Source organism: Hahella sp. CR1 (genome assembly GCF_029813005.1).
Taxonomy (GTDB): domain Bacteria; phylum Pseudomonadota; class Gammaproteobacteria; order Pseudomonadales; family Oleiphilaceae; genus Hahella.
Genome location: NZ_JAPELK010000001.1, coordinates 711,352 through 732,297 on the forward strand (window position 1 = coordinate 711,352; position 20,946 = coordinate 732,297).

24 protein-coding genes are annotated in these 20,946 nt (G+C 57.0%); all 24 read right to left on the reverse strand.

Features of this window, described 5'->3' with window-relative positions:
• Positions 1–83: 83 nt before the first annotated feature.
• The 24 genes from ONV78_RS03125 to ONV78_RS03240 all read right to left on the reverse strand — a co-directional run bounded on the left by ONV78_RS03125 (position 84) and on the right by ONV78_RS03240 (position 20,932).
• Positions 84–4,043 carry a hypothetical protein gene (locus tag ONV78_RS03125; protein WP_279501023.1) on the reverse strand — a complete coding sequence of 1,320 codons (3,960 nt, stop codon included), beginning with the start codon at positions 4,041–4,043 and terminating at the stop codon, positions 84–86.
• Positions 4,044–4,260: 217 nt separating this feature from the next.
• Positions 4,261–5,352 (reverse strand): hypothetical protein, encoded by a 1,092-nt coding sequence (locus tag ONV78_RS03130; protein ID WP_279501024.1) that lies wholly within the window; start codon positions 5,350–5,352, stop codon positions 4,261–4,263.
• Positions 5,328–6,041: a hypothetical protein gene (locus ONV78_RS03135; RefSeq protein ID WP_279501026.1), complete on the reverse strand. Its 714-nt coding sequence runs from the start codon at positions 6,039–6,041 to the stop codon at positions 5,328–5,330. The genes ONV78_RS03130 and ONV78_RS03135 overlap by 25 nt, the downstream gene beginning before the upstream one ends.
• Positions 6,038–6,559, reverse strand: coding sequence for a DNA-binding protein (locus ONV78_RS03140; protein ID WP_279501027.1), 522 nt, complete (start codon positions 6,557–6,559; stop codon positions 6,038–6,040). Before ONV78_RS03140 ends, ONV78_RS03135 begins: the two co-directional genes overlap by 4 nt.
• Complete coding sequence (locus tag ONV78_RS03145; protein WP_279501029.1) at positions 6,556–7,458, reverse strand: hypothetical protein; 903 nt, start codon at positions 7,456–7,458, stop codon at positions 6,556–6,558. Before ONV78_RS03145 ends, ONV78_RS03140 begins: the two co-directional genes overlap by 4 nt.
• Entirely contained in the window at positions 7,455–7,811 is a 357-nt protein-coding gene (locus tag ONV78_RS03150) for a phage tail assembly chaperone (RefSeq protein WP_279501030.1), read from the reverse strand. The genes ONV78_RS03145 and ONV78_RS03150 overlap by 4 nt, the downstream gene beginning before the upstream one ends.
• Before the next feature lie 13 nt (positions 7,812–7,824).
• Positions 7,825–9,825: a phage tail protein gene (locus ONV78_RS03155; protein ID WP_279501032.1), complete on the reverse strand. Its 2,001-nt coding sequence runs from the start codon at positions 9,823–9,825 to the stop codon at positions 7,825–7,827.
• Between the two features lie 13 nt (positions 9,826–9,838).
• The gene (locus ONV78_RS03160; protein WP_279501034.1) at positions 9,839–10,435 is read right to left on the reverse strand and encodes a phage tail protein; all 597 of its coding nucleotides are present in this window, start codon (positions 10,433–10,435) and stop codon (positions 9,839–9,841) included.
• Positions 10,432–11,601, reverse strand: coding sequence for a baseplate J/gp47 family protein (locus ONV78_RS03165; RefSeq protein ID WP_279501038.1), 1,170 nt, complete (start codon positions 11,599–11,601; stop codon positions 10,432–10,434). The genes ONV78_RS03160 and ONV78_RS03165 overlap by 4 nt, the downstream gene beginning before the upstream one ends.
• Entirely contained in the window at positions 11,598–11,915 is a 318-nt protein-coding gene (locus tag ONV78_RS03170; RefSeq protein ID WP_279501040.1) for a DUF2590 family protein, read from the reverse strand. Before ONV78_RS03170 ends, ONV78_RS03165 begins: the two co-directional genes overlap by 4 nt.
• A gap of 2 nt (positions 11,916–11,917) precedes the next feature.
• Positions 11,918–13,942, reverse strand: coding sequence for a phage tail tape measure protein (locus tag ONV78_RS03175; protein ID WP_279501042.1), 2,025 nt, complete (start codon positions 13,940–13,942; stop codon positions 11,918–11,920).
• A gap of 6 nt (positions 13,943–13,948) precedes the next feature.
• Positions 13,949–14,092, reverse strand: coding sequence for a hypothetical protein (locus tag ONV78_RS03180; protein ID WP_279501044.1), 144 nt, complete (start codon positions 14,090–14,092; stop codon positions 13,949–13,951).
• 32 nt (positions 14,093–14,124) lie between these two features.
• On the reverse strand, positions 14,125–14,409 hold the full coding sequence (locus tag ONV78_RS03185) for a putative phage tail assembly chaperone (protein WP_279501045.1): 285 nt from the start codon (positions 14,407–14,409) through the stop codon (positions 14,125–14,127).
• Positions 14,381–14,611, reverse strand: a complete 231-nt coding sequence (locus ONV78_RS03190) for a holin (protein WP_279501047.1) — start codon at positions 14,609–14,611, stop codon at positions 14,381–14,383. Before ONV78_RS03190 ends, ONV78_RS03185 begins: the two co-directional genes overlap by 29 nt.
• Positions 14,612–14,614: 3 nt before the next feature.
• Positions 14,615–15,094, reverse strand: a complete 480-nt coding sequence (locus ONV78_RS03195; RefSeq protein ID WP_279501049.1) for a hypothetical protein — start codon at positions 15,092–15,094, stop codon at positions 14,615–14,617.
• Positions 15,091–15,684, reverse strand: coding sequence for a hypothetical protein (locus tag ONV78_RS03200; RefSeq protein ID WP_279501051.1), 594 nt, complete (start codon positions 15,682–15,684; stop codon positions 15,091–15,093). Before ONV78_RS03200 ends, ONV78_RS03195 begins: the two co-directional genes overlap by 4 nt.
• The gene (locus tag ONV78_RS03205) at positions 15,681–15,917 is read right to left on the reverse strand and encodes a hypothetical protein (protein WP_279501053.1); all 237 of its coding nucleotides are present in this window, start codon (positions 15,915–15,917) and stop codon (positions 15,681–15,683) included. The genes ONV78_RS03200 and ONV78_RS03205 overlap by 4 nt, the downstream gene beginning before the upstream one ends.
• 3 nt (positions 15,918–15,920) lie before the next feature.
• Positions 15,921–16,376 (reverse strand): DUF2597 family protein, encoded by a 456-nt coding sequence (locus ONV78_RS03210; protein ID WP_011394376.1) that lies wholly within the window; start codon positions 16,374–16,376, stop codon positions 15,921–15,923.
• Between the two features lie 18 nt (positions 16,377–16,394).
• Entirely contained in the window at positions 16,395–17,498 is a 1,104-nt protein-coding gene (locus ONV78_RS03215; protein ID WP_279501057.1) for a DUF2586 domain-containing protein, read from the reverse strand.
• Between the two features lie 2 nt (positions 17,499–17,500).
• Complete coding sequence (locus ONV78_RS03220) at positions 17,501–18,154, reverse strand: phage virion morphogenesis protein (protein ID WP_279501059.1); 654 nt, start codon at positions 18,152–18,154, stop codon at positions 17,501–17,503.
• On the reverse strand, positions 18,138–18,626 hold the full coding sequence (locus ONV78_RS03225; protein WP_279501065.1) for a phage tail protein: 489 nt from the start codon (positions 18,624–18,626) through the stop codon (positions 18,138–18,140). The genes ONV78_RS03220 and ONV78_RS03225 overlap by 17 nt, the downstream gene beginning before the upstream one ends.
• Complete coding sequence (locus tag ONV78_RS03230; protein ID WP_279501067.1) at positions 18,626–19,090, reverse strand: head completion/stabilization protein; 465 nt, start codon at positions 19,088–19,090, stop codon at positions 18,626–18,628. The genes ONV78_RS03225 and ONV78_RS03230 overlap by 1 nt, the downstream gene beginning before the upstream one ends.
• Before the next feature lie 99 nt (positions 19,091–19,189).
• Positions 19,190–19,891 (reverse strand): phage terminase small subunit, encoded by a 702-nt coding sequence (gene gpM / locus ONV78_RS03235; protein WP_279501069.1) that lies wholly within the window; start codon positions 19,889–19,891, stop codon positions 19,190–19,192.
• A 3-nt stretch (positions 19,892–19,894) separates the two neighbouring features.
• Positions 19,895–20,932, reverse strand: a complete 1,038-nt coding sequence (locus ONV78_RS03240; protein WP_011394382.1) for a phage major capsid protein, P2 family — start codon at positions 20,930–20,932, stop codon at positions 19,895–19,897.
• Positions 20,933–20,946 lie beyond the last annotated feature (14 nt).

Sequence of the window (20,946 nt, forward strand, 5' to 3'; positions counted from 1 at the left end):
TCTTACGGCTCTAAGTGAAAAAATGCGTCCAGTGTTCGAAAGGAAATAGTTATTTTCTACCCCAATAGCAACCATGAAGATGACTAGTTTGCTATGAAGTGGCCATCCATCCATCCATTTAAGTATTTTAAAAAAATACGATTATTGTCCATTGGGCTTAGAATTGATAAAACTATATCAGTGGTATCCGCTTTTGAGCTTGCTCTCCACTTACCAAAGAACAACCGTCTTAAAAGAATACTGGTTGCAGCCTGCTGCTCCAAAGTAGGCTCCAGTTTGCTGCCCCACAGCCTCTTCAAAAATTGTATTAGTACTTTTTGATGAGATGTGACCTCAGCGTTAATGCAAAATAACGCTTTGGCGATACTTTCTAACTTATTTATTCCTCGCTCCTTTGCAAATAAAAGCAAATTAGACTCTATGCTAATAAACCCATGCCCAGAATCAATCATAAAAGATATAGCATCCATATATTCATTGATAGAAATCACGCCCCTGTCTACCGCCGCCTTTAGTACAGGCTGCAACCAAGAAGATTTAATGTCAAAATATCTGTTGCTAAGCTGTCTATATGCCTGATCCTCACACAATAAAATATACTCATTATTATTTGCCAGAAGTACTGGATCTAAGAATTCACTTGAAATGGAATCTCTAATTTTTTCGGCTTCAATAGGAATGGAATGCTGTGTTTCAGATGGAATGGTTTTGATGTTACTTTCTACCCAGTTTAACTCAGATTCTCTGGCTCGCCTGATAGACTCAATGTCTTGGGGTGAAACCTCATCGCGATAATAAGTTCCATCTTGCCAAAAAATCCGCACAAATGGTTGCCCGTTATGATTGGCAATTTCATGGTATCTCTCCCTAAATACGTTTACAACACTTTCAGTTGTATATAGTTTGCCACATATATTCGAAACAATCTCGTATAACCCCATAACGTTAACTATATGCAAAGTCAATGCATCAAGTACACAGCCCCGAGACATATTCTCATTTATATTTCTGAAAGCCATATCCAGCTCGCCAATGCCACCAACACAAACTTTGAATTCGATTTTTTTAGAAACTAACTCTTGCCATAGCTGAATAACATCTATTTTCATCCAGTTAGCAATTGCCCCTAATGGTAACAAACCTTTCTCATACAACTTTATTATCTTCTCGTTATGATCGTAGCTCTCTTTTACGCTATCCAGTATAGGCATTATTGACTTTTCAGCGGCATCACTATTAAAAACGAACCGTCTAAATCCATCAATATGAGGAAACTTTCTGTTAAAGCTGTGCATCAAAAAATGAAGCAGGTATAAATATTTATGTTTTACTTCTATGATTGTCCAACATCCACCTATATTATCTTCAAAACCATCTCCAACACCCAATCCCGTTGCCAATCTAGAAAACATATGGCCAGGCAGAATAGAGATATTGTTAACCTTAACTATTTCATCATTGTTCTCTACAATAAATTCTTCAATCTCTCCATTTTCGTCTCTTATTTTAAAATAAGTATTTTCGGATACTTTGTCCATGTTGACAGTAGCGCAAGAAGTCAACCAAGGGCTTAAAAATAATTCAATATAAGATAAAACAATATTATGATTACTGCTGTTTTCTACGGTTATTCTATAGCTTAATGAAAAGGCTCTTTCATGATAACCAAATCTAATCAATATATTGGCAAGCCTCATCTTTTCTAATGGTTTTCCTGAAAGGGATTCAGCATCTCCTTTAAGGAAGGATGCTATATCTTTTTCATTTCTGAGACGCAACCAAACATCGATTCTCAACAAATATGGATTAAGCTCATTTGGCATCTCATAGATAAGCTTGGAAATTACAGACTCAGCTGATTTATAATCACCTCTACGAATATGTAGCCAGTATGCACCTTCTAAAAATATTGGTAATTGTGATACTTTGTCAGGCATATTTCTTAAAAGTTCATTGGCCGCACCTCGACGATCAGATTTTAACAATGAGAAAAACAAAGTCCTAAGGGCTGGGCTATCATAAGACGCATCAACATAACCATTTAAAATATCCGCTGAAGCAGAATATTTCCCGAAAGACTCTAAGACCTGTGACAAAGTAAGCCTTTCATAAAAATTTGATTTATCAGTGACAAGATTCGCAGCCCTCTCTAATGCATCTTCGAGTCTATTTGTGTCATTTGAGAATTTATATATATTAGCCTTTATAACCCATATCAATGGCTCTTTCTTATACTTTTCAATAACTCGACCAATCTCTTCTTCTGCCAACTTTATTCTTTCCTCTTCACTTTCTGTTTTGTTTTTTAATATACAATCTACAGTTAAGCCAGTTGCAACCATACGCTCATACGAAGATATCGTACTAATGCGTTTAGTCTTTTCGAGTATCTCCAAAGCACCTTGAGGATCTTCACTGCTTTTCACTTCGGCAAGCATTAAAAGACTACCAATATCATTAAAAACATTATTCAATACTTTAATCGCTTCTTTCCTATTATTTTTCCTTATCAAATCATTTGCATAAAATCTAACTATATCTGAGTTGTCTGGAAATAACTCAATTGCTTTTGAGATAACCTTGCTCTCTTTTTCATCATCCAAAAGAATCTTATATGATAATGCCAAGTTATAGGGTAGCGAAGGGTCAACATTGGGCAGCTCACTATTCAATTGATCATCCCAAAAGCCCTGAAGCTTATCAGATGCTTCCTGCAATTTTTTTATATTGACATTGCTATTATTCTTTTCACCTTTAAAAAATGGTTTTCCAGATAAATAATCCTGAATTTCAGCCTCAGCATTAAACCTAATGAGATGCTTGCATTTAGGATATTTAGCAACTGCCTCTCTTGAAATATCAATCCATTTCGAATTATTTCTTAGCCTATGAAATATTATTAGTCCATTATATACTGACTCAGCTTCTTTGATGGCGTCAGGTATCAATTCCAGTGGATCATCTATATCCATATTCATGGCAGATGACTGAAGCAGATACAAAGCTACATACTCATTATTATCTTTAGCTAAAAATTCTGTGGCCAATTCAATCGCTTTCTCTCGATTGCCCAGCAAAATATTGGCAAGTATGATGTTTGCTTTTGACTTAGGATCTTCCGGCTGAAACTCGCTAGCTTCTATAAGAAGATTGGCACTTTCCTCGGCATTATCCTTAGCTAATTCAAGCTTTGACAACGCAATATTAGTAGTAACTCTGAACTTCACTCTATCCGAAGCAGTTGCCCAACATCGATCTTTTAGACTTTCAAGGAAATTGAGTGCGGTCTTTGGTTTTCCTGATACAAGTAGATCTCTGTATTGATCAATTTGAATGTGTAACTCTTTGTCAAACCGCTCCTTTGCGGAATTTTCAATATCTGTATGAATATGAAATTCTTTTTGCGTTAATAATTGTTTTATATCTTGAAGAAGATTCGCATTAGCTTCATTTTGCTCACTTATTTTTCTATTTCCGTCCATCAACTGACCTGTAAATGGCGAACTATCTGGAGAAAACGCATTTATAGCTTCCGGAAAGCGTGAAATTTGTTCTTGGATCTGGCCCCAGCCCCATACATTAACTGATAGCGGTCGTCCTTCTTTAGTTCTTTCATTAGTTATCGTTCGAGCAGCTTTTTGTATTACAGCGTCATCAGGCGCAGTTGTAATTAAATAGAATTCGGATAATTCCGGCTCGAAACCTCTTGTTTTATTTACTTCGTCACGAAGTTCAGCTTCTGTAACCACCTGACCATAGTTTGCATCTTTTCCTTTGCATTGTACTCCAATCCACTTATCTCCCTCTCCATTTTGTCTTCCATATATATCTACACCATTTTGTGCTTGTCCAGATCTACCATTTTTTTGTACTCCACGATCTTTCAGAATACATTCAAATAATATTCTTGAATCTCTTTCAAAATCTTGCCAGTTTCTTGGTGGTGGTATCTGCGCTGAAGAATGATCCGCCATGATTATTGAGCCTCCACCATATTCATGCTTTTCTAATTTAACTATAGGAGCCCAGTAGCGTGCTCGCATATGGCTCTTTCCTTCACTATTGAGGACTAGCAAGATCATTTTGCCGCTAGGACAGTCTCTATATTTCTCCTTCCTTTGGCGTCTTGTGCTAGTTTTCTAAGGAATATTTATCTGATTAACGCCCGCTTTTGATCAAAGACAGCCTGCCAGTGTTAGTCATTAAGAAAAATAGCACATTGGGCAATGTCTGCTTCGGGCGATTGGTTGAAATTTGAGCTCATGGCATTACTCCTGTAATCTGGCCTTTCAAAGCGCCTGCGCGGCTCGCCTGGCCGTTATGGCTCCCACTGCTTGATGGCGTCCCGCTTCCTCCGTCACTGTGTGTGTGGCTCGCCGTCGTAGCTGCTAACTCTTGAACCACTCCGATCAGATCCGCAATCACCTGCAACACGTCCACGCCTCCGCCGCCCATGGCGATGGCCGGCGCTTGGATGGTCAAGGCGGCGGTGGCTTTTAGTTCTATCACTTGCGCCTGAATCTTCCTGACCGCGCTGGCGATGTCGGTATGGCTTCCCTGAACGTTTATGGTTTTGTTGGCGCTTGTTTGCGTATCGTTGCCGCTGATCGTTGCTGAACGAGAGCCCCCTACGGTGGCTTGGTCGTCGCCTTGGATCAACGCGTGTCGGTTCCGTGCGATGGCCTGGTTAAGATCGGCGGCGGTGGTTAGGTTCAGGTTATCCGCCGCCGACAGGTTGGCGTGCCCGCTGCTCAGCAGCTTTAACGCGCCTAGGGCTTCAATAGTCTTCACGCCGCCGATGTGCTCCGCACTATGTTCACCGACTTCAGTCTGGCTGTCCTGGTAACGCTCCTGGTTGTCCAGCGCGTTCACGCGCCGGCGGGCGCTGTTGTCGGTTATGTCTCCGTGCGTTTCCCGCAGCCAGTCGCCTTTGGCGCTCACACGCTGGCGAACCGTTTCGGATTGCTGCCACACCAGGTCACCCAGCTGGACGCTTGGCGCGCCTAAACCCTGTCCCAGCACCGTGCGGATAAAGGGCTGATCCGGGAGGCCGTAGGCGAAAGCCACCTCTACGATGGTCCCCGGCTCCGGGAAGCCATACTGGCCGCGCTCGATGCCGCCATAGGACGCTGGCAGCGGCACACAACGATAAAGCGGTAACTCCGGATCTTCTTCGCCCTGCGGCGTCAGCACGCGCACGTCCACCGCGTAGCGGGGGCGGAAGCGGTCGCAGAGTTCCGGCTTCTCCAGTGGGTCGCTGATCGCCACTACCTTGGCCAGGCGCGGCAAATGCAAATTGCCGCTCAGTTCTGGAAACATCCGTAACACTATCTTTTTAATCTCTTCGTCCACGGCGCAGCGCTCCAGGTCAGGTTCATATGATTTTCGGCCAGGCATACCTGGGTGACGTAATGGATTTGGTTCAGCCAGACGCCTGGGCGGAGTTTGGGCGTCATCGGCAGGCGGGCGCGGTTGGCCACGCCGAAGCCGTTTAATAAGTTCGTCGGGATCTCTACGGGCCGGGTCGCCCAGTAACTATGCGTCCAGCTGCCCACGTAAACCGCGCCGTCGCCTTGCTGTTGCCAGATCATGTTTGGGATCGTGTACACCTCCGCCAAGGCGTCCATACAGTGGTAACCACTGCCCCAGGAATAAAACGCCGGCGCTTTGGCGGTCGCGTAGGGCTCCAGCGGCGTCACGAAGGTTAGCCCAGTGTCCTGGCTGATCGCCGCCAGGGTGTCATTCAATGTCACATGGCGCAGATTAAGCGCTAAGCGCCGGTTTAACGTGGCGGTCAGCTCGCGACAAAACACCCGCTGTTGTTGGTTATCCAGGGGCGTACAGCTTTCCACGTAACCAATAAAAAAGCGCTGTAAGGCGCTGGGGTCATAGCCCAGGGCGAACTGGACTACACCTGACAAGGGCGCGTCCGCCTGCACGGTAAACACGGCCCGCCCAGGACTGAACAGCGCCAGGCGCACGTCCTCCGACACCAATTTAAGCGGCGTTCCGCCCACGCTCAGGGATTTATGCAGCTTCATGCCAGCGCCTTGTCCACCTTACTCAGGAACGTTTCAAAGCCCGTCAGGGTTTCCCCTTCGGCGGGCGTCTCTTCCTGGGCGGCGATGGTTTCCCCGGTCGCCTGTTGCACCTCCGTCTGGCTCAGGTCGCGACGCTGTTCAGTCTTCTCCGCCACGCTCAGATATTCCGCCAGGGTGAAGCTCACGCGCCAGGCCTGGCTGGGGGACAGATCCTTGCACACAAACGCCCCGGTGAATTGCACCTGGCGCACGTTCATAGCTCGCGCGGTATCTTCGACAATGTCGTAAACGCGCAGCTTGCCGGCGCCGTCCTCCGCTTCCGCCACTTTGACCAGGTCGGTTAAATCGCCGGCGTGTTTCTTTAGAATCAGCAGGGACACGGTCAGCGTTTTCGGCTTGATGCCCTTGTTAGCGCGATCCGTGCCGCTGGTCTGGCCGCCCAAGTCCTCCGTCTCGATGCGAAGATTGCCCGTCACCGTTAATTCGGTCCCGGGGACGGTAAAATCGTTCAATCTCATAATCCGAATATCTCTTTTAAAAAGGTTAGCCGGCCCGCGTCCGCCACAAACAACGCCCCCGCCGTCAGCACGTATTCATGTCCAGGCGCGCCTGGCGTTTTGATCTGCGCCGCCACGGTTGACGCATCATCCTGGGCGTAAAGTGCGTAACCGGCTTGGCCAGACAGCTGGCCTTTTAACTGTTCGTAGTGTCTTTGCAGCTGTTGCAGGCTTTGGCGCTTTCGTTCAATGACGGCTTGCAGCTCTGCCACCGGACTAAGTGTTTCCGCTGCGTAACCTTGCGCCGTCGCCAGCTGCGCCCCGACCGCGCGCCCGTGCTGCGCCAGGCGCGGGATCTGTACGCCATCGCGCGCTACCCAGGGCGGCGTCAGGGGCGCATCCGGCAGGATGAATTTTTCCTGCTCCAGGGTGGCCAGCTGCGCCGCGCGTCGCTGCGCCAGTTGCAGTTCCGGCGTGGGGAATATGGCGTTGAAGGCTTCCAGGCGTTCGGCGAAGCTCGCCAGATCCCGCGCCACGATCAGCACGGACACCGCGTCCAGCTGGCCCCGGGGCCGGCCCGTGTCCTGGGCGTCAGTCAGTTTGGCCGCCAGGCGCGCTGCCGCATTGGGCGCGGACAAATAGCGATAGAGTCCGCTCCCGTCGCCCACGCCTTCCTGAAACGGATGCACGCATAGGATCTGGCCTTCGTAGCGCATAAGCGCCTGATAGGTCTCCCGTACTGCTGAGGCCTCGCTGGCCTGCGTCGCCAGGGGATTCGGAGAGTACGCGAGCGATACACCATTAATCCGCGTGCTAGCTTCAGCCAGGGACGCATCCGCGCCGGCCAGGATCGGCGCCGCCAGGGCGACGGCTTGCGCCTCGGTATTTGACGCGCTGAACGCCGTCAGTCGCCAGCTCATGGCGTCTCGGGCCGAAGGTTCGGCGCGCTGGGCCGGGGTCCGTTCGGAAAGTCCGCCTGCTGGGGATAGTCGCGCAGGGCGCAGCGATACGCCCGCCAGCGCTGCGCCTGGCCGTCGCTGTCCAGGTCCTCCACTTTGAATAATTCAATGTCCGCGCGCTTCAGCTCCAGGTCACGCCAGGCGCGTTCCGCACGCTGCTTGTCCGCCAACGCCGCCGCGCTACGGTCAAACGGGCTCAGCGTCGCGGCGCCGGCTTCCACCTCCGCCAGGATCTGCGCTTTAAAGTGCGCGGGGTACGTGGTGGCGTTACACACAAACTCACCGAATTGGTTTTCTAGGTAGCGTTTCGTCATCGTTTCATATTCCTTAAAAGCGGGCGTCCAAAATGGCTCTGCCTTGCCTGATCGCCGTGTGTCCGCTGCCGTTAGGTTGCAGGGTGATATAACAGTTTTTATCGGTGATCCCTTCCGCTCTGGCAAAAATACCGCCCGTGCAAGACAGGTCCAACAGACTGACCGCCGGCGGCACGCGCATGGTGGGATACCACAGGCTACCCACCGTGAAGCGCTCTTCATCGGTGGTCCATCCTTGCAAGTAGGGAATCGTCACCGCGCGGTAATAGCGTTGGCATTGCGCCAGGGCTTCATGCAATGAGATCGGTTCAAATTCGCTGGACGTTTCGCCCAGCTCCAGCTGCATCGCATGCAGGCGCAGCTGGTTGTTGGCCTTGGCCGCAAATCCACAATGGGTGTCGTCTTCAACATGCACCGAGACGATTACCCCGACGCCGGTTCTCTCCGGGCTCAAATGGTAGTCCCCAAATTCGAACGCGACCTCCACCTCTTGAAAGGGAAAGGTAGCGCCCCCCGTGATCGGTGAAGACTTCCAGCCCAGCAGCAGACTGGCGTCGCGGTTGTGGACCGCCACGCTCAATTTGCCGGTGTAGTTGGCGCAGAACCGCACTTTAAACACCGCTTTCACCATGCTGGTTTTGCCCAGGCTGGTGATCGGGTGCAAGGTGGACGCCTCGACGAACTGAGAGACGCTTACCAGGCCGTTTCGGGTGGACGCGGCGGTGCAGGTCAGCGCCATGCCGAGCTTGTTATCCAGCAAATGCGCGTTCAGCTCGCCGTTGAACTTATTCACGCGGTGCAGCTTCCAGCCATCCGCCAGATAGGTTCCATGTGTGGGGCTTACCACGGTGGGGCCGCTTTGCCACACGGAAAAATAGGGATTAATCAGCAAGTTTTTGCGCCCGGAAATCAGCGTTGTAAATTGCTCCTTGCGCAGGTAATTCGGATGCGGGTCCGCCTGGGCCATGTGCGCGCCCATAAACCCCTGAACCACTTGCGCCGCGACTTTCTTCCCTCTGTCCGTGTCCAGGTATTGCGCGTGCGGATCGGCGTCCGCCTGGTGCGCAGTTAACGCCGACTTGGCCACCTCGCCGGCGACGCTACGCCCCTGGCCATCGGTCAGGTATTGCGGATGTGGGTCAGAGTTGACCTTATGCGCTTTCAGGGCGTCCTTGATCGCGGCGACCGCCAGCGGACGGAGATCTGTAATAACGCCATCTATGGCGATATCCGCCAGCTTCGCCACATAGTGACGCACGCCGTTGGCGTCGGGGCCGCCTTCGGCCTGCTCTGCGACAATCACCTGCAAGCGCGCCTCCACGCCGCTCACGTCGCCCACCAGGGCCGCGTCCACCCAAATACTGGCGGGCCGCGCGGTGACCGTGACGGCTAAGGGCTCGGTCAGCTCGATGCGCACGCCGCCCACATAGCCGACGCCGGGCTGCAATGCGAAGCGCCCACCCGCGTGCACCACTTTAAACCCGTCTTGAATGAAGGTGGCGGCGCCGTAAAAATCCTGATTGCTCAAACGCTCGCGCTCGTCGATGCCCAACAGACGCGCGGTGAAATCAATCTGCCAGGTGTCAGCGCTCACTGTTATGTCCGTCAGCGACTGCGCGCCGTTGAACTCCAGCATAAAGTTGCGGGTGATCGCGTTGCCAGTGACGCCGCCCTGGGTTTTGCGTTTCTGTTGCAGGGGCACATGGGCGATGGCCACCACCGCGTTATCGTCAGCCGTGGATATCAGGCCGATCCAGTTAAACGCAAAGTCGCCCTGGGTGCTGTCCAATATCAGCGAGTACACCACCAGGTTAGGATTGACGTAGCCCACTTGGGTGACGCCGCCGCTAAACACCTGGTGGCTGGCGTCGGGTAAACCTTCGTTACGGTCAATGGGCGCGACGGGGTCCAGTCCTGGCACGTTGGCCAGCACAAAACCGTCGATGGTCAGCGGCGCGCCCGCCGCTTGTTTCTGGGCGATCAGCCGTTCCCCGGCGAGGGTGATCACAGGCATGGTAAAAACTCCTTTAAAGTCGTGCGACTAACTGTTGTGAATCGTGGTTAGGCTCCGCCAGGCGTAAGGTCAGGCGCAGGCTGTTCGGCAAGGTCGCCGTCAGGGTGTGCTGGTCCCAGTCAAATTCCCCCACGCGCACGCCGAAGGTAATGGGCGTAATCAAGGCGAACTCATAGCGGCGACAGGTGCGCCCATACATTTGCAGGATGATGCGCAATAGCTCCGGGTTGTCGCTCAGCTGGTTATCGGACAGACGCAAGATGATCACGTCCCAATCCCGCCCGGGGGCGCGCTCTTCGATCTCCACATAGCCCACTCCCAAACGCAGCATGATGCGCTTGAAGCCGGCGACGCTGCCGGCGTCCACCGCATTGGCGTAGGCGTACTTCACGCGCAACCGGTAGAGGCGTTCCGGCTCGCCGGCGAAGCGCGCGATATTGCGTTGCCAGGCCAGCAGATTGAGCACGCCCAGGGCGCAGGTTTCCGCGTCGATCTGACGCAGCGGCCAGCGCAGCCAGTGTTCGACGCGCTCCCAGTAACGACGGGCGGCGCGGGCCAGCTTGGCCAGCTGCTCCCCGCCAAGCCAAAACGGCAATTTAATTTCGATCATGGCAAGGTCACCGTTAGCGACTTCAGCCGGGGGATATCCATCCGGCTGGTGATATCGCTGGTTTTAAAATCAATGGACGCCAGCGCCGGAAACGTCGTGTGTAACTCCTGCGCCAGGCGGCTGAAGGAAAACCGGCTAAACGGAAAGGTCCGCGTCGGCTGGTAGTCCTGATTCTCCCGAAACGCGGCCCGAATAAACTGCGTCACGGATTGCCTTAACTGCTCCCGCGCGTCCGCATCCAGGGCGCTGTCCGCCCACATATCAGCTCTGACGTCGTGCTGGGTTTCCGGCATGGCGAACACCTGCAGGTCATCGCCGTGTCCATGGTTGCCTTCGTCGGAGATCCGCGCCTGGATGCGCGCCAAAAAGGCCGCGTCCGGCGTTCCGGTTTCAAACAAAATAAAGGCGTTGGCCGTGCCGGGACCGCGCGGCGCTTCATGCTCAAAAAACACGTTATCCACGCTGACGCCGTCAAAGCCGGCGATGATCGCCGTATACACCGCGTCGGTATGCCACTGGTTCACCGCGCTGAACTGGTTGCGCACTCGTAGACGTAGCGCGTCGTCCGTCTCCCGATCCGCGCCAGGCTGCAACAGCCAGTTGTCCAGGTTGGTGACCGTTACCCCGGGGATGGGGCTCGGCATCACCGCGTAATAACCCGCCGCCAGGTTGTAACCGCTACCCGTGTCCACCGCTTCCACGTCCACCAGTAACGTGGCTTCTCCATCAGAAAAACGTCGCGCCTGGGTGGTGTGCAGGCGGTAGATTCTGCCGTTGATGCTCGCGCTCTGTATGACAGTTCCCGCGCGGATCTCCAGCTGACCGGACAGGTCGCCCCGGGTGAACTGCACGCGTCCACGCGCCTTGGCCGCCTGCTTGCGTTCCACCGCCACGCCCCAGGCCAGCAGATCCAGGGCGGAGCCGGACGCGGTTTTTACGAACATTTGCGGCAGTACGCCGGTAATCAGCAGGTCCACCAGCCATAGCACGGGCTTGGTGACCAGCGCCGACACGATGCGCCACCAGGGCGAATACTCGCTGTTGTTGCTGAACGCCACGCCCTGGGCGGCGACTTCGTATTCCCAGACGGTTTTTAGTTCCGCCTCGGTGGTCGGAATGCCGGCCTCTTTGACCAGGCGCGCAAAATCTGCGTGGTGATCGTTCATAGGTAGAACTCGATGTGTCCGTATTTCAGGGTTTTGGCGGTGATATACACGGTTTCCGGGTCCGTGCGCGTAACCTTGGCCGTGCCTGGCTTGATGCGCGCGTCGTTCTCCACACGGGTTTCAATCCTGCTCAGGTTTAACGCCACTTTTTCCGGGTTGCGTTCGCCGATCAGCTCCACCAGCAAGCCGCTTTCGCGGATCATGTGTTTAATGTCCTGGGCGATGGAGGCGCGCCCGCTGATCTCCTGCGGCACGCCGATAGCGTCCAGGCTGATATCGTTGTTAACGATGTGCAGGTCTATAAAGTCCGCCATAGTCACCCCGCCGCCATGCTCAGTTCATCCGCCAGCATGAAGCCGTTTACCGGCCCGTTGGCGTTCACCTCCAGTTTCTCCACCGTCACGCCCCGGTGAGTGGTGTTGTTGGCGTTGCTGACTTGCTGCAGAAAGCCCCCGGGCGGCGTCTGGTTCATCCGGCCTTCGTCCAGGGCCGGCGCAAAGCGTTGGATGTTTTCGCGCTCCTGGCGCACTTTTTCGGACAGCTGGATCTCGCCGCCGTCGCCGAGGTCGATCCCGGGAATGGCGTTGATTTTGTCTATCAACCAATCCACCCCGGCGCCGATCACGGCGAACGGGTCCAGCTGCGCCAGCCAGTCCGTAAACTGCGCCCACCAGTCGGGGATCTTTCCAAACGAATCAATCACCCATCCCGCCAGATCCGCCGCCGCCAGCAGCGGCGCAAACACGGCGCTTAAAAAGGCGTTGTCCTCGATCAGGCTGCGTAAGCCGGTCCACTTTTCCACGATCCAGCCCAGGGCGGCGGACGCCGCCGCGCTAACCTCGTCCCAATAGATCACCAGGGCGGCCAGGGCTGCGATCAGCGCCACCACGCCCAACACAATCCAGGTAATGGGGTTGGCCAGCAGCGCCGTGGAAAACGCCCAGGTCGCCGCCGCGCCGGTCAACAAGGCCACCCGCATGGCGGTAAAGGCGCCCGCCGCCAGATAGGTTCCTATCTGCAACAGAAACAGCGCCGCGCGTCCGGCGCTGACCGCCAGGGACCAGGCGCGCATCGCCCCAGCTCCCAGCAACAGCACCGCGTGCCAGCCCGCCAGGACCAGCTGGGCGACGCCAGCGGCCAGGGCGAAGGCGGAGGCCGCCGCCACCAAACCGATCACGGTTAAAGTCGCGATCGCCACCAGGCGGGTCAGGTTCGGAAACAACCGGGTCCAGCGCGTCAGCGTCTCCGCGCCGGCGGTGAGTTGGTCCAGCATGGGCTGTAATATCGGTAAAAAGGCGCGCCCCAAGCTGACCTTGACCGCATTCACGCCCGCCGCCCAGCGTTGCCAGGGATCTATCATGGCCTCGGCCATGCTCCGCGCTTTGTCCATGCCGGTCTGCGCCCCCAGCTGGTCGATGGCGCCGGCCAGGCCCTGCGTGTTCTGCATCAGCAGCTTGACCAGGCCCACCGCTTCCGTGGAGCCAAAGGCCTGTTTCAACAGGTCCGCCTTGGCCACCGTGTCGATGTCGCCAAACTTCCCCTGAATGCGGGTCAGGATCTCCACCATGGGCAGCAAGCGGCCTTGACTGTCGGTGAACGCCAGGCCCAGGGCTTTCTGGGCGTTGCCGACACCAGCTAAGAACGCCTTGTATTTGGTGCCGGCCTCGGTCCCGCTCATGGTCGCCTGCAGCGATCCCAACACCGCCATTTGCTCCGCCAGGGTCACGCCCTGGCTTTGCGCTTCCGCGCCCAGGTTGCCAAAGGCCGCCGCCATCTCCGCGCCGGTGGTTTTAAACATCTGCACCGCGCTGGCGGTCTGGCCGGCCAGACGTTGCACCCATTGCGCCTTGCCCATCTGCTCCGCCGTGCGCTGAAACACGCCATACATGGTTCCCATGTAATTGGTGATCGTGGCGCTGTCGGATTTGGTGGCCTTGGCCAGCACGCCGCCGGCCTCGGTGAACGTGGCCAGTTCGCGACCGCTTAGCCCGGCGATGGCGCTTTGAATGTCGTAACTGGAGCGCACGAAGTCGTCGGCGGCTTCGCCGTAGCGGATGGAAAAGCGCAAGGCGGTTTCCTCCAGAGTGCGCAAGGCGTCATTGGCCACGCCCAGGCTTTTGACTTCCCCCAAGGCGCGATCCATCTCAATGGCCGGCCCCAGCATGCTTTCCAGGGCGACGCCCGCGCCCAGCAAACCCGTAGCGCCGGCGGCCATCTGCACAAAGCCCCGCGTCGCGTGCTGGGTCAGCCGGTCCAGGCTGTGCTGGATCTTGCCCGCGACGCCGCTCGCCCGGTCGATCAGCGACACGCTGAACATCAGTTTTTCGAGTTTGTTGCTCATGCTGTCTTACCCTTTTAAGGCTTTGGCGATGCCGTTCGCCACGGCGATTTCGTGTTTACTCCAGTAATCGCGCTCTAAAAATAACGCGAGCCCCAGAGCGTCCTCGCTGGGCTCCTGCGCGGACAACCACTTGGCGGCGTAGGCGCGCAACTGGTCGTAGCCGTTGGCGGCGATCTGGTCCGCTATGCGCTGCGCTTTTTTGCCACGATGCCCAGGTCCGGGGTGTACTCCTCCAGCACGGCACCGGCCAGCTGCACCTCCGCGCCGGGCGTGTCGCGGATCAGTTTTACTAAGGCGTCGCGCTGCTCCTGGGCCACGGTCCCGACCAAAAAGTTATGGCTGGGGGCGATCTTGTTGGTCGGCGTCACCGCGTTGACGTACTTGTTGTACGCCTCGCGGGTCACGTTAAAACTGAAGTCCTGGCCGGCGGCCGAAACGTCAATCAGTTGGGTGGTTGGGTTGCTCATCTTGGTTAACTCCGTTGCGTTGTTTGCTGGCCTGTTCGCGGGCCAGATCTAAATGCTTTTGTTTGTAATACCAGTTCATCACGAAGGTGGCGGCGGCGATCAGCAGCCCGCCCAGGGCGACCACCTGGCTCAGGCTTAAGCCGAATAAGGTCGCCACGGCGGAGCTGGCGTAAGCCGCCGCTGACGCGGCTTTGTCGGGCATGGCTCACCCCCTTTTACGGGCTTTCATAAAGTGCAGAATGCGGGGCGCGGCGTTGGCCAGCGCGCGCTCGCCAAACAGGAATCCCAGCACCAGCACGTTGATAGTGATCAGCGCGGTTTGTTGCTGCTCGTCCAGGGTCCAGGCGCTAAACCACATCCAGTCCAGATACAGAGTGGCGAAGCCCCACACCGGGCGCTGACAGCCTCGTAAAAACAACATCAGCGGCCCCAGAATGGGCAGGCGCAGCAAGTCTTTGGCGCTGCCTTCCAGCTCCTTGATGCGCTCGGTTAACTGCTTTTCCGCCGCCTGGCGCGCTTGCTCCGCCTGGCGTTTTTTCTCCAGCTCCAGGTTTTGCAGCGCCAGCTGCACATTGGCGCGCTGCGCCTCGCTCATGTCCGGCGGGAAATAGTCTTTGACGACTTGGTAAGCCCTGTCCGCCAGGCCGCCGGTCACCACGTCCACCACTTTGCTTAACAGGCTCATCGGCTCACCTCGGTTTCGTCCAACAGGGTGTAAGTGAAACGGTTTCCGTACAGTCCCGCCGCCTTGCGACACAATGCCATCAGCACATCAAAGTCGGCGCTGTCCGCGATCACCTGACAGCCCGCGCTCCAGCGGTCCACCTGTTGGCTGGTCCCCTGAAGAGTGGCGCGGTGGCAATTAATGCCGAAGTGACCCGTTTCGGTTTCTCCCTGGGCGTCCAGCTGGGCGTTGCGGTCCTTATCCCGAAACACGGTAATCGGCCCGCGTTGCACCAGGGCGTCATATTTCCCTTGGTGTTTGCCCAGTGCCCACACGCCGGGATACTGGCCGGGCTTCACAATCGCCGCGCCGGCTGGGTTGGCTAAATGTTCTCGCCAATAAAGCCCCGGATCGGTGGTGGCCGCCCAGCAAAACAGATGGGGTTGTCCCTGGGTCTGAAAGGCCGCATACAATGCATCGTTAAAGGTGTTGGCGTGGCGATCCTGGGCGCGCACGCCCACCAGATTCAGGTTGTAGTCGCCCGTTTCAAAAAAACGGTGGCCCTGGTTGCGCACCGCCGCGCGCAGTTGTTCATAGTTGATAGCCTTCATCCGCGCCCCCTTTGGCGTCGTTGCCGTTGCGCATGTTGGTAGTAGTCTTCGCATTCCACGCAGCGGGAGACCCCGCCAAGCTGCTGACGTAGCGCCGGAATAGCGTCCTCACAGTCAATACAGACGGCGCGGCTGGGTTGGCCCAGGGTGGAGCCGGCCAGCTGCCGGGCTAACGCCTGCGCGTTTAGCTTTTCTTGCAGCTCGGCGGCCTGGTCTAAGATGTCCCTTGCCATTTCTTACACCAGCTTTTCCGTTTCCGACGCGTCCACGTAAGGCACGCCGTTAATGCGCACAAAGTCTGGGTCCGTCACGTCATAGGCCAGTTTGTGGGTCAGCTGCTCGCCGCCGCTGGCTTTGGCGTTCAAGAGATCCGAAATTCTTAACTTGCAGCCGAACGCTTCTATGCGCAGTTCGCCGCCGCTGGTGGCGCCGTTAAACACCTGGTCGAACGGCTCCAGGGCGCGGAAGCTGCCGGCGGCCTTGGCCGCGTCTAAAATGGTTTGCAGGTTGGTGGTGTCCACCGTGATATCGCCGGAGGCGCTGACTTCGCCGTCTACGTATCCGTTAGGAATGCCGCGCGTTTTGGTGACCGCCGTGGCGTCCTCAATGCTTAAAGTGACTTCCTCCACATGCACCAGCATGTCGCCGATCATCACGTCTATGTCTTTGCCGGAGAGGCGCTTTTGACTCATGGTTGTTCCTCCGTGTCCTTAGTGGGACAGATCCAAAATGATGTTGGCGGTAATGTCTTTCGGGCAGTTGTACGGCTGTACTTTCAAGTACACCTCCACCCGGGTTTTCGTGGGCCAAACAATCTCGATGCTGTCGTCCTTGGGGCTTTTGATCTCCCCCGGAAAATGTTCGCCCGCAAAAACGACGCTTTTGCTCATTTCGCGCAGCGGGCGCATGAAATAGGTTTTGTTGGCGGCGATGCTCACGGGCGTAGAATTCAGCGAACGATTCGCCACGCGTGCGATGGCCAGAATGCGAATGGCGCGCGCGGCCTTGTCCACCACGCGCAGGTTTTCAATCACCTGGTAGTCGCCCGCCGGCACGTCCAACAAATTGCAGTCGCCCCAGTAGGTCCCTGGGTAATCAGGGTAACGCTGTACGCAGGACAGACGGTTGGCGTCCAGGGTCGCCAGGGTCGCGTCCGGCAGCTCCACGCCGTCGCGATCCACGGGGGCGTCCCCCAGGCCTAACACGGAGCCGGTGGCGACGCGCATCGGGCTATCGGCGATACTCACCGCCCGGTTACACAAGCGACCCACCAATACGCCTAAATCGTTGCCATGCAGCAGTGGGACCACAGCCACGCGGGGACAGGCCGCGCCGTGAGTGATCGCCGCCTGGGCCGCCTCGTAATCGCTCCAGCTTTGCGTTTCAGGGTCCACGCCGGCGCTGGCGGTCAGCACGATGACGCGCCGGCCTATTGTGGTGCGGATCAATTCCGCCTTGGTCTGCATCGCCTCGATGGCGGCGGCGTCCGCCGCCGGCGCACACAGCGCCACCAGTTCCGGCGATACGGTCAACATGGCCTGATCCAGGGCGGTTTCCCAGGGATCGCCGCTATTGATCGGCGCCGCGTAGGCTTGCCAGTTCTCGCCGCCATTGGCCTTGGCCGCCGCGACGTTGGTTTTTAGGGCGCTGTCGTCCGCGCCCAGGATCTCGTCCAGGTTGCTTTGGGTGTTCAGCGATAGCACCCGTCCCAGGTTCTTGGCGCCTACGCCGATAAACAGCGCCTTGCGCTCCACCTCGGGAAAGTTCCCTTGCGAGAGGTTCAAGTTATTGATGGTGACCTTGCCTTGCGCCATGGTTAACCCTTTGTTGCCTGCTTGAATGTCTGTTCAAAAATGCGATCAATGAACGCGTCGATGTCGTGCTGCGTCGCCCCTAAAAAGCTGCGCGCCGGCAGGGGAATCAACCAGCGCCCCTGGCGCGGCTTGTCGGTCAGCGCGCGCAGCACGGCGCCGGCCTGGCCGAAGGTCAGGTGTTGCGTGACCCACTTCAGCGTGGGCCGTTTGCGTCCGCGTCCCTGGCCGCGCGGGAGGGTGAATCCCGCCTCGCGTAACTGCCTGGCCTGGGCCCGGGTCGCCGGGGCGGCGTAGTCGGGGTGGCCGTGGCGCTGTTGCATGCGGGCGCGGGTCATGATTTCCGTGACGCCCTCTTGCTGCGCTCGCGCGATCCGTCCGACCAGGGTGTTTTTAAAGGTAATGTCCACCCGATCCGCGCCGGGGAATATCGCCAGGCGTTTGCTCAATCCCCGCAGCATTTTTTTATTGCCCTGTTTGCGCGCTTCCCAGGGCTGGCCGTCCAGGCCGGTCTGGCTGCGCAGGCGCTTGCGCGACTGGGTCCGCACCTGGCGCCCGATCTGTCCCAGAATCCGCCTGCGCTTGGCCGCCGGCAGTTTCAAAAGGTCCAGCTGGCGCTGTAGCTTCAGGTGGCCGCCGACCTCAATTTTTACGGACATAGGGCGCATCCGTGGGCTGGGCTTGGTCATCGCCGACGCCGACCGCGTCCGGCTCGTACACGGGGACCGACTCCACCCGCCAGCGCTCGCCGCCAAACTGGATCGCGCCGGCGGCGTCCGCGACCAGGTCGAGGTTTTCGTAAAAGCCGATGCGGGTTTCTATGTCGGCGGTATCGTCGCCGTTTACGTCCACATCGATGTCGGGGTGGCCCAGGCCGTCCCGCTCCCGTTCCGGGTCGTGGTCCATCAACCAGGTGACCACGTGAGCGATCAGCAGTTGCGGCGGGCCGCTGTAGCGTTCCACCACCAGCACCGCGTCATACTTCAGGCGACACACCCGCACGCCCGCGCCCAGGCGTTTGTCCGCTGCCTCCAGGGTTCCGTTTTCCATCCAGCTGTCCCACTGTTCCGCCGGCGCCAGATCCTGGGACAGCAGAAAGCGGGTCAGGTCGCGCAGTTTCGCCAGGGCCATTACAGCAACTCCGCCGTAATGCCCGTGGCCGCGCCCAGCAGGCGACGCAGGGCGCGCACGCTGTCGCTTAATAGGCTTTGCTCGGCCTCGTCCGACTCTTTGGCCAGGTTCTCCGCCTGCGCCCGGCGGTTCATGGTGGCGAAGGCGTTCAACAGCGACGCTTTGGCGCGGCAGGACACGGCGCGCAGGTAATACAGGACCAGCACGTTGTGACCGTCCAGCTGCTCGCCGTTGGCTTCAGCCAGCGACGCAACGCCGCTGCTCAGCCATTCCGCCTTACGCATCGCTAGGCTGAAATTAATGTCCAGCATGGCCTGGCGCACATGGGCGGCGACCATGTCCCCGTGGTACTCCGCCGGGATGCGGTAAACCCGTTGGAACTCCGACAAAGACAGGTCCGGGAAAAAGCCGTCATTGGTCAGCGTCGCCTCTATCACGGCGTTGCTTTTACCGCTGAAACTCATGGTCGCAGCCTCCGAATAAGAAGGCGGCGCGCACTGGGTTTAGCTGACGCGGCGCGAGGCCGGCAGCGCCCCCAGGCGCCCGCCTGGGTGGGTAGTCGGTTAGGCCAGTCCGAGCCTAGCCTGTAGTTTGGCGATGCGGGTTTTACAGCCCGCCGCCGGGTTGGCCGCCTGCGCCTGTTCGAAGTACGCCAGCGCCGCGTTCAGGTCGACGTTTTGTTCCGCATTCAGGCCGCACTGGCGGTACAACTTGCCGGCGACAATGTCGTTCGCCGTGGGCCAGGCCTGCGAGGTTAAATGCGCCGCCGCGTCATCCAGGTAAGGACTGGCGCTGTCGCCGCCCTTGAACTGACGCTCCGCCCAGTCGTGGACCTCTTCCAGCACGTAGGTCGGCAGATCCCGTTTAAAGTGGCCGGGCATGCACTGCTGTTGCTCAATGGCGAGGCCCGCCCAGCTTAGGGCGTTCTCGATGTCGCCCACGTCGAACAACCAGATGACGCAGAACACCAACACCTCGTTGGGGTAGCGCTGGCCGCTGTCCCGGTACGCCTGCAAAAAATCCATGAACTGGGGCAACACGCGCGCCTTTAACGCGACCTTGTCCGGGATGCTGTCCAGCTCGGCCAGCTGCTCCCGGCATTGCGTCAGCGCCGCCAGCGCCACCGGGTAATCGCCCCGCACCCGGGGCGACAGAGCGCTATGCATGACTGACGCATTGCGCGCCATCTCCGCCGCTGTTAGGGCGTCGCTAGCGGCCTGCCTGGCGAGGCGGCGCTGTTTGTGTTGGACGGTCAGCAGCGGCATGGGTTAAGCCCAGTCGCCGGCGCCCGTGGGCAGCTTCACGTTGGCGAACTCAAAGCCGGCGGCCTTGGTTTCGTCCTCGATCACATAGCCTTCGTTCAGGCTGTTGAAGTCTTCCACGCGGTTACGTTTGGGGTTGTCGATCACCTGACGGCGCAGGCTGTCGGCCTGGTAGTAAAGACTCAGGTTATCCAGGCTGGTGATCAGCAGGCCCCGGGCCGGGAAAAAGGGCGCGGTGATCGCCGGCAGGCCGCCATAGGTGCGGATAATGGCTTGGTTCTCCAGGCGCTCCTTTTCCGTTGGCTTGTGACCTTGCGCCGCGTACAGCTGCGCTTTGTCCTCCGCCAGCAGATCGCGCCCCATGATCACCACCAGGTCGCCGCCGTCGCGATGCAGCTCGTCCACCATTTGTAAGCAGGCGTGAACGGCTGCGTCTAGGTTGGCGAAGTCGCCGCCCTCGCCAATGCGGATCTGGCCGGCGGTCGCGCCTTCAACGAACCACTGCGAGCCGGATTTAAATTCCCGCAGTTGCTGCAACCAGCCTTTGTTCACGTCCTCGCCATTAGGGTGGTCGCCGGGCTTGGTCGCAGGTAGCGCGCAACTGGTTCCCAGCCAGCCCACGCGGAGCTTGGAAAGGCTGATCGCCTTGCGCACCCAGCCGCCGTAACGGGCTTGGAAGTCGGGAAACTTGGCCCAGGAATCGATGGTTTTGTATTTAATGTGGGTGTCGTATTCCACCGGGTGCAGCTCATAGCCTTTACTGCCCAGGGCCAGCACGTCGCTGGTCTGGCGGTCGGCGCTGTCGGTGTCGGTGCGCTTGGGCACAAAGCCGGTTACGCTGCCGATCACCTTTTCCCCTTTCAGTTCATCCACCGCCACCACGTTGATCAGCTGCAAGAACTCCGAACTTTCGGTGATTTTGTCCTGCAACTCCTGGGCGATAGTGGGCTCAACGTTGAACTGCTCCGCGACGGAGCCCACGCCGTAGGTGGCCGCCATGGCGGCGCACATGTCATTGAATAATTGTTTCGTTTTAAAGTTCATTCGGTCCGCTCGTT

What these genes read in the sequence shown, in the direction of transcription:
- ONV78_RS03155 (WP_279501032.1), bottom strand. Translation starts at nt 9,825, where the DNA reads ATGCCTGTGATCACCCTCGCCGGGGAACGGCTGATCGCCCAGAAACAA.
- ONV78_RS03190 (WP_279501047.1), bottom strand. Translation starts at nt 14,611, where the DNA reads ATGCCCGACAAAGCCGCGTCAGCGGCGGCTTACGCCAGCTCCGCCGTG.
- ONV78_RS03140 (WP_279501027.1), bottom strand. Translation starts at nt 6,559, where the DNA reads ATGAGATTGAACGATTTTACCGTCCCCGGGACCGAATTAACGGTGACG.
- ONV78_RS03125 (WP_279501023.1), bottom strand. Translation starts at nt 4,043, where the DNA reads ATGCGAGCACGCTACTGGGCTCCTATAGTTAAATTAGAAAAGCATGAA.
- ONV78_RS03145 (WP_279501029.1), bottom strand. Translation starts at nt 7,458, where the DNA reads ATGAGCTGGCGACTGACGGCGTTCAGCGCGTCAAATACCGAGGCGCAA.
- ONV78_RS03195 (WP_279501049.1), bottom strand. Translation starts at nt 15,094, where the DNA reads ATGAGCCTGTTAAGCAAAGTGGTGGACGTGGTGACCGGCGGCCTGGCG.
- ONV78_RS03210 (WP_011394376.1), bottom strand. Translation starts at nt 16,376, where the DNA reads ATGAGTCAAAAGCGCCTCTCCGGCAAAGACATAGACGTGATGATCGGC.
- ONV78_RS03215 (WP_279501057.1), bottom strand. Translation starts at nt 17,498, where the DNA reads ATGGCGCAAGGCAAGGTCACCATCAATAACTTGAACCTCTCGCAAGGG.
- ONV78_RS03165 (WP_279501038.1), bottom strand. Translation starts at nt 11,601, where the DNA reads ATGAACGATCACCACGCAGATTTTGCGCGCCTGGTCAAAGAGGCCGGC.
- ONV78_RS03185 (WP_279501045.1), bottom strand. Translation starts at nt 14,409, where the DNA reads ATGAGCAACCCAACCACCCAACTGATTGACGTTTCGGCCGCCGGCCAG.
- ONV78_RS03205 (WP_279501053.1), bottom strand. Translation starts at nt 15,917, where the DNA reads ATGGCAAGGGACATCTTAGACCAGGCCGCCGAGCTGCAAGAAAAGCTA.
- gpM (WP_279501069.1), bottom strand. Translation starts at nt 19,891, where the DNA reads ATGCCGCTGCTGACCGTCCAACACAAACAGCGCCGCCTCGCCAGGCAG.
- ONV78_RS03150 (WP_279501030.1), bottom strand. Translation starts at nt 7,811, where the DNA reads ATGACGAAACGCTACCTAGAAAACCAATTCGGTGAGTTTGTGTGTAAC.
- ONV78_RS03175 (WP_279501042.1), bottom strand. Translation starts at nt 13,942, where the DNA reads ATGAGCAACAAACTCGAAAAACTGATGTTCAGCGTGTCGCTGATCGAC.
- ONV78_RS03225 (WP_279501065.1), bottom strand. Translation starts at nt 18,626, where the DNA reads ATGGCCCTGGCGAAACTGCGCGACCTGACCCGCTTTCTGCTGTCCCAG.
- ONV78_RS03220 (WP_279501059.1), bottom strand. Translation starts at nt 18,154, where the DNA reads ATGTCCGTAAAAATTGAGGTCGGCGGCCACCTGAAGCTACAGCGCCAG.
- ONV78_RS03230 (WP_279501067.1), bottom strand. Translation starts at nt 19,090, where the DNA reads ATGAGTTTCAGCGGTAAAAGCAACGCCGTGATAGAGGCGACGCTGACC.
- ONV78_RS03135 (WP_279501026.1), bottom strand. Translation starts at nt 6,041, where the DNA reads ATGAAGCTGCATAAATCCCTGAGCGTGGGCGGAACGCCGCTTAAATTG.
- ONV78_RS03170 (WP_279501040.1), bottom strand. Translation starts at nt 11,915, where the DNA reads ATGGCGGACTTTATAGACCTGCACATCGTTAACAACGATATCAGCCTG.
- ONV78_RS03240 (WP_011394382.1), bottom strand. Translation starts at nt 20,932, where the DNA reads ATGAACTTTAAAACGAAACAATTATTCAATGACATGTGCGCCGCCATG.
- ONV78_RS03200 (WP_279501051.1), bottom strand. Translation starts at nt 15,684, where the DNA reads ATGAAGGCTATCAACTATGAACAACTGCGCGCGGCGGTGCGCAACCAG.
- ONV78_RS03160 (WP_279501034.1), bottom strand. Translation starts at nt 10,435, where the DNA reads ATGATCGAAATTAAATTGCCGTTTTGGCTTGGCGGGGAGCAGCTGGCC.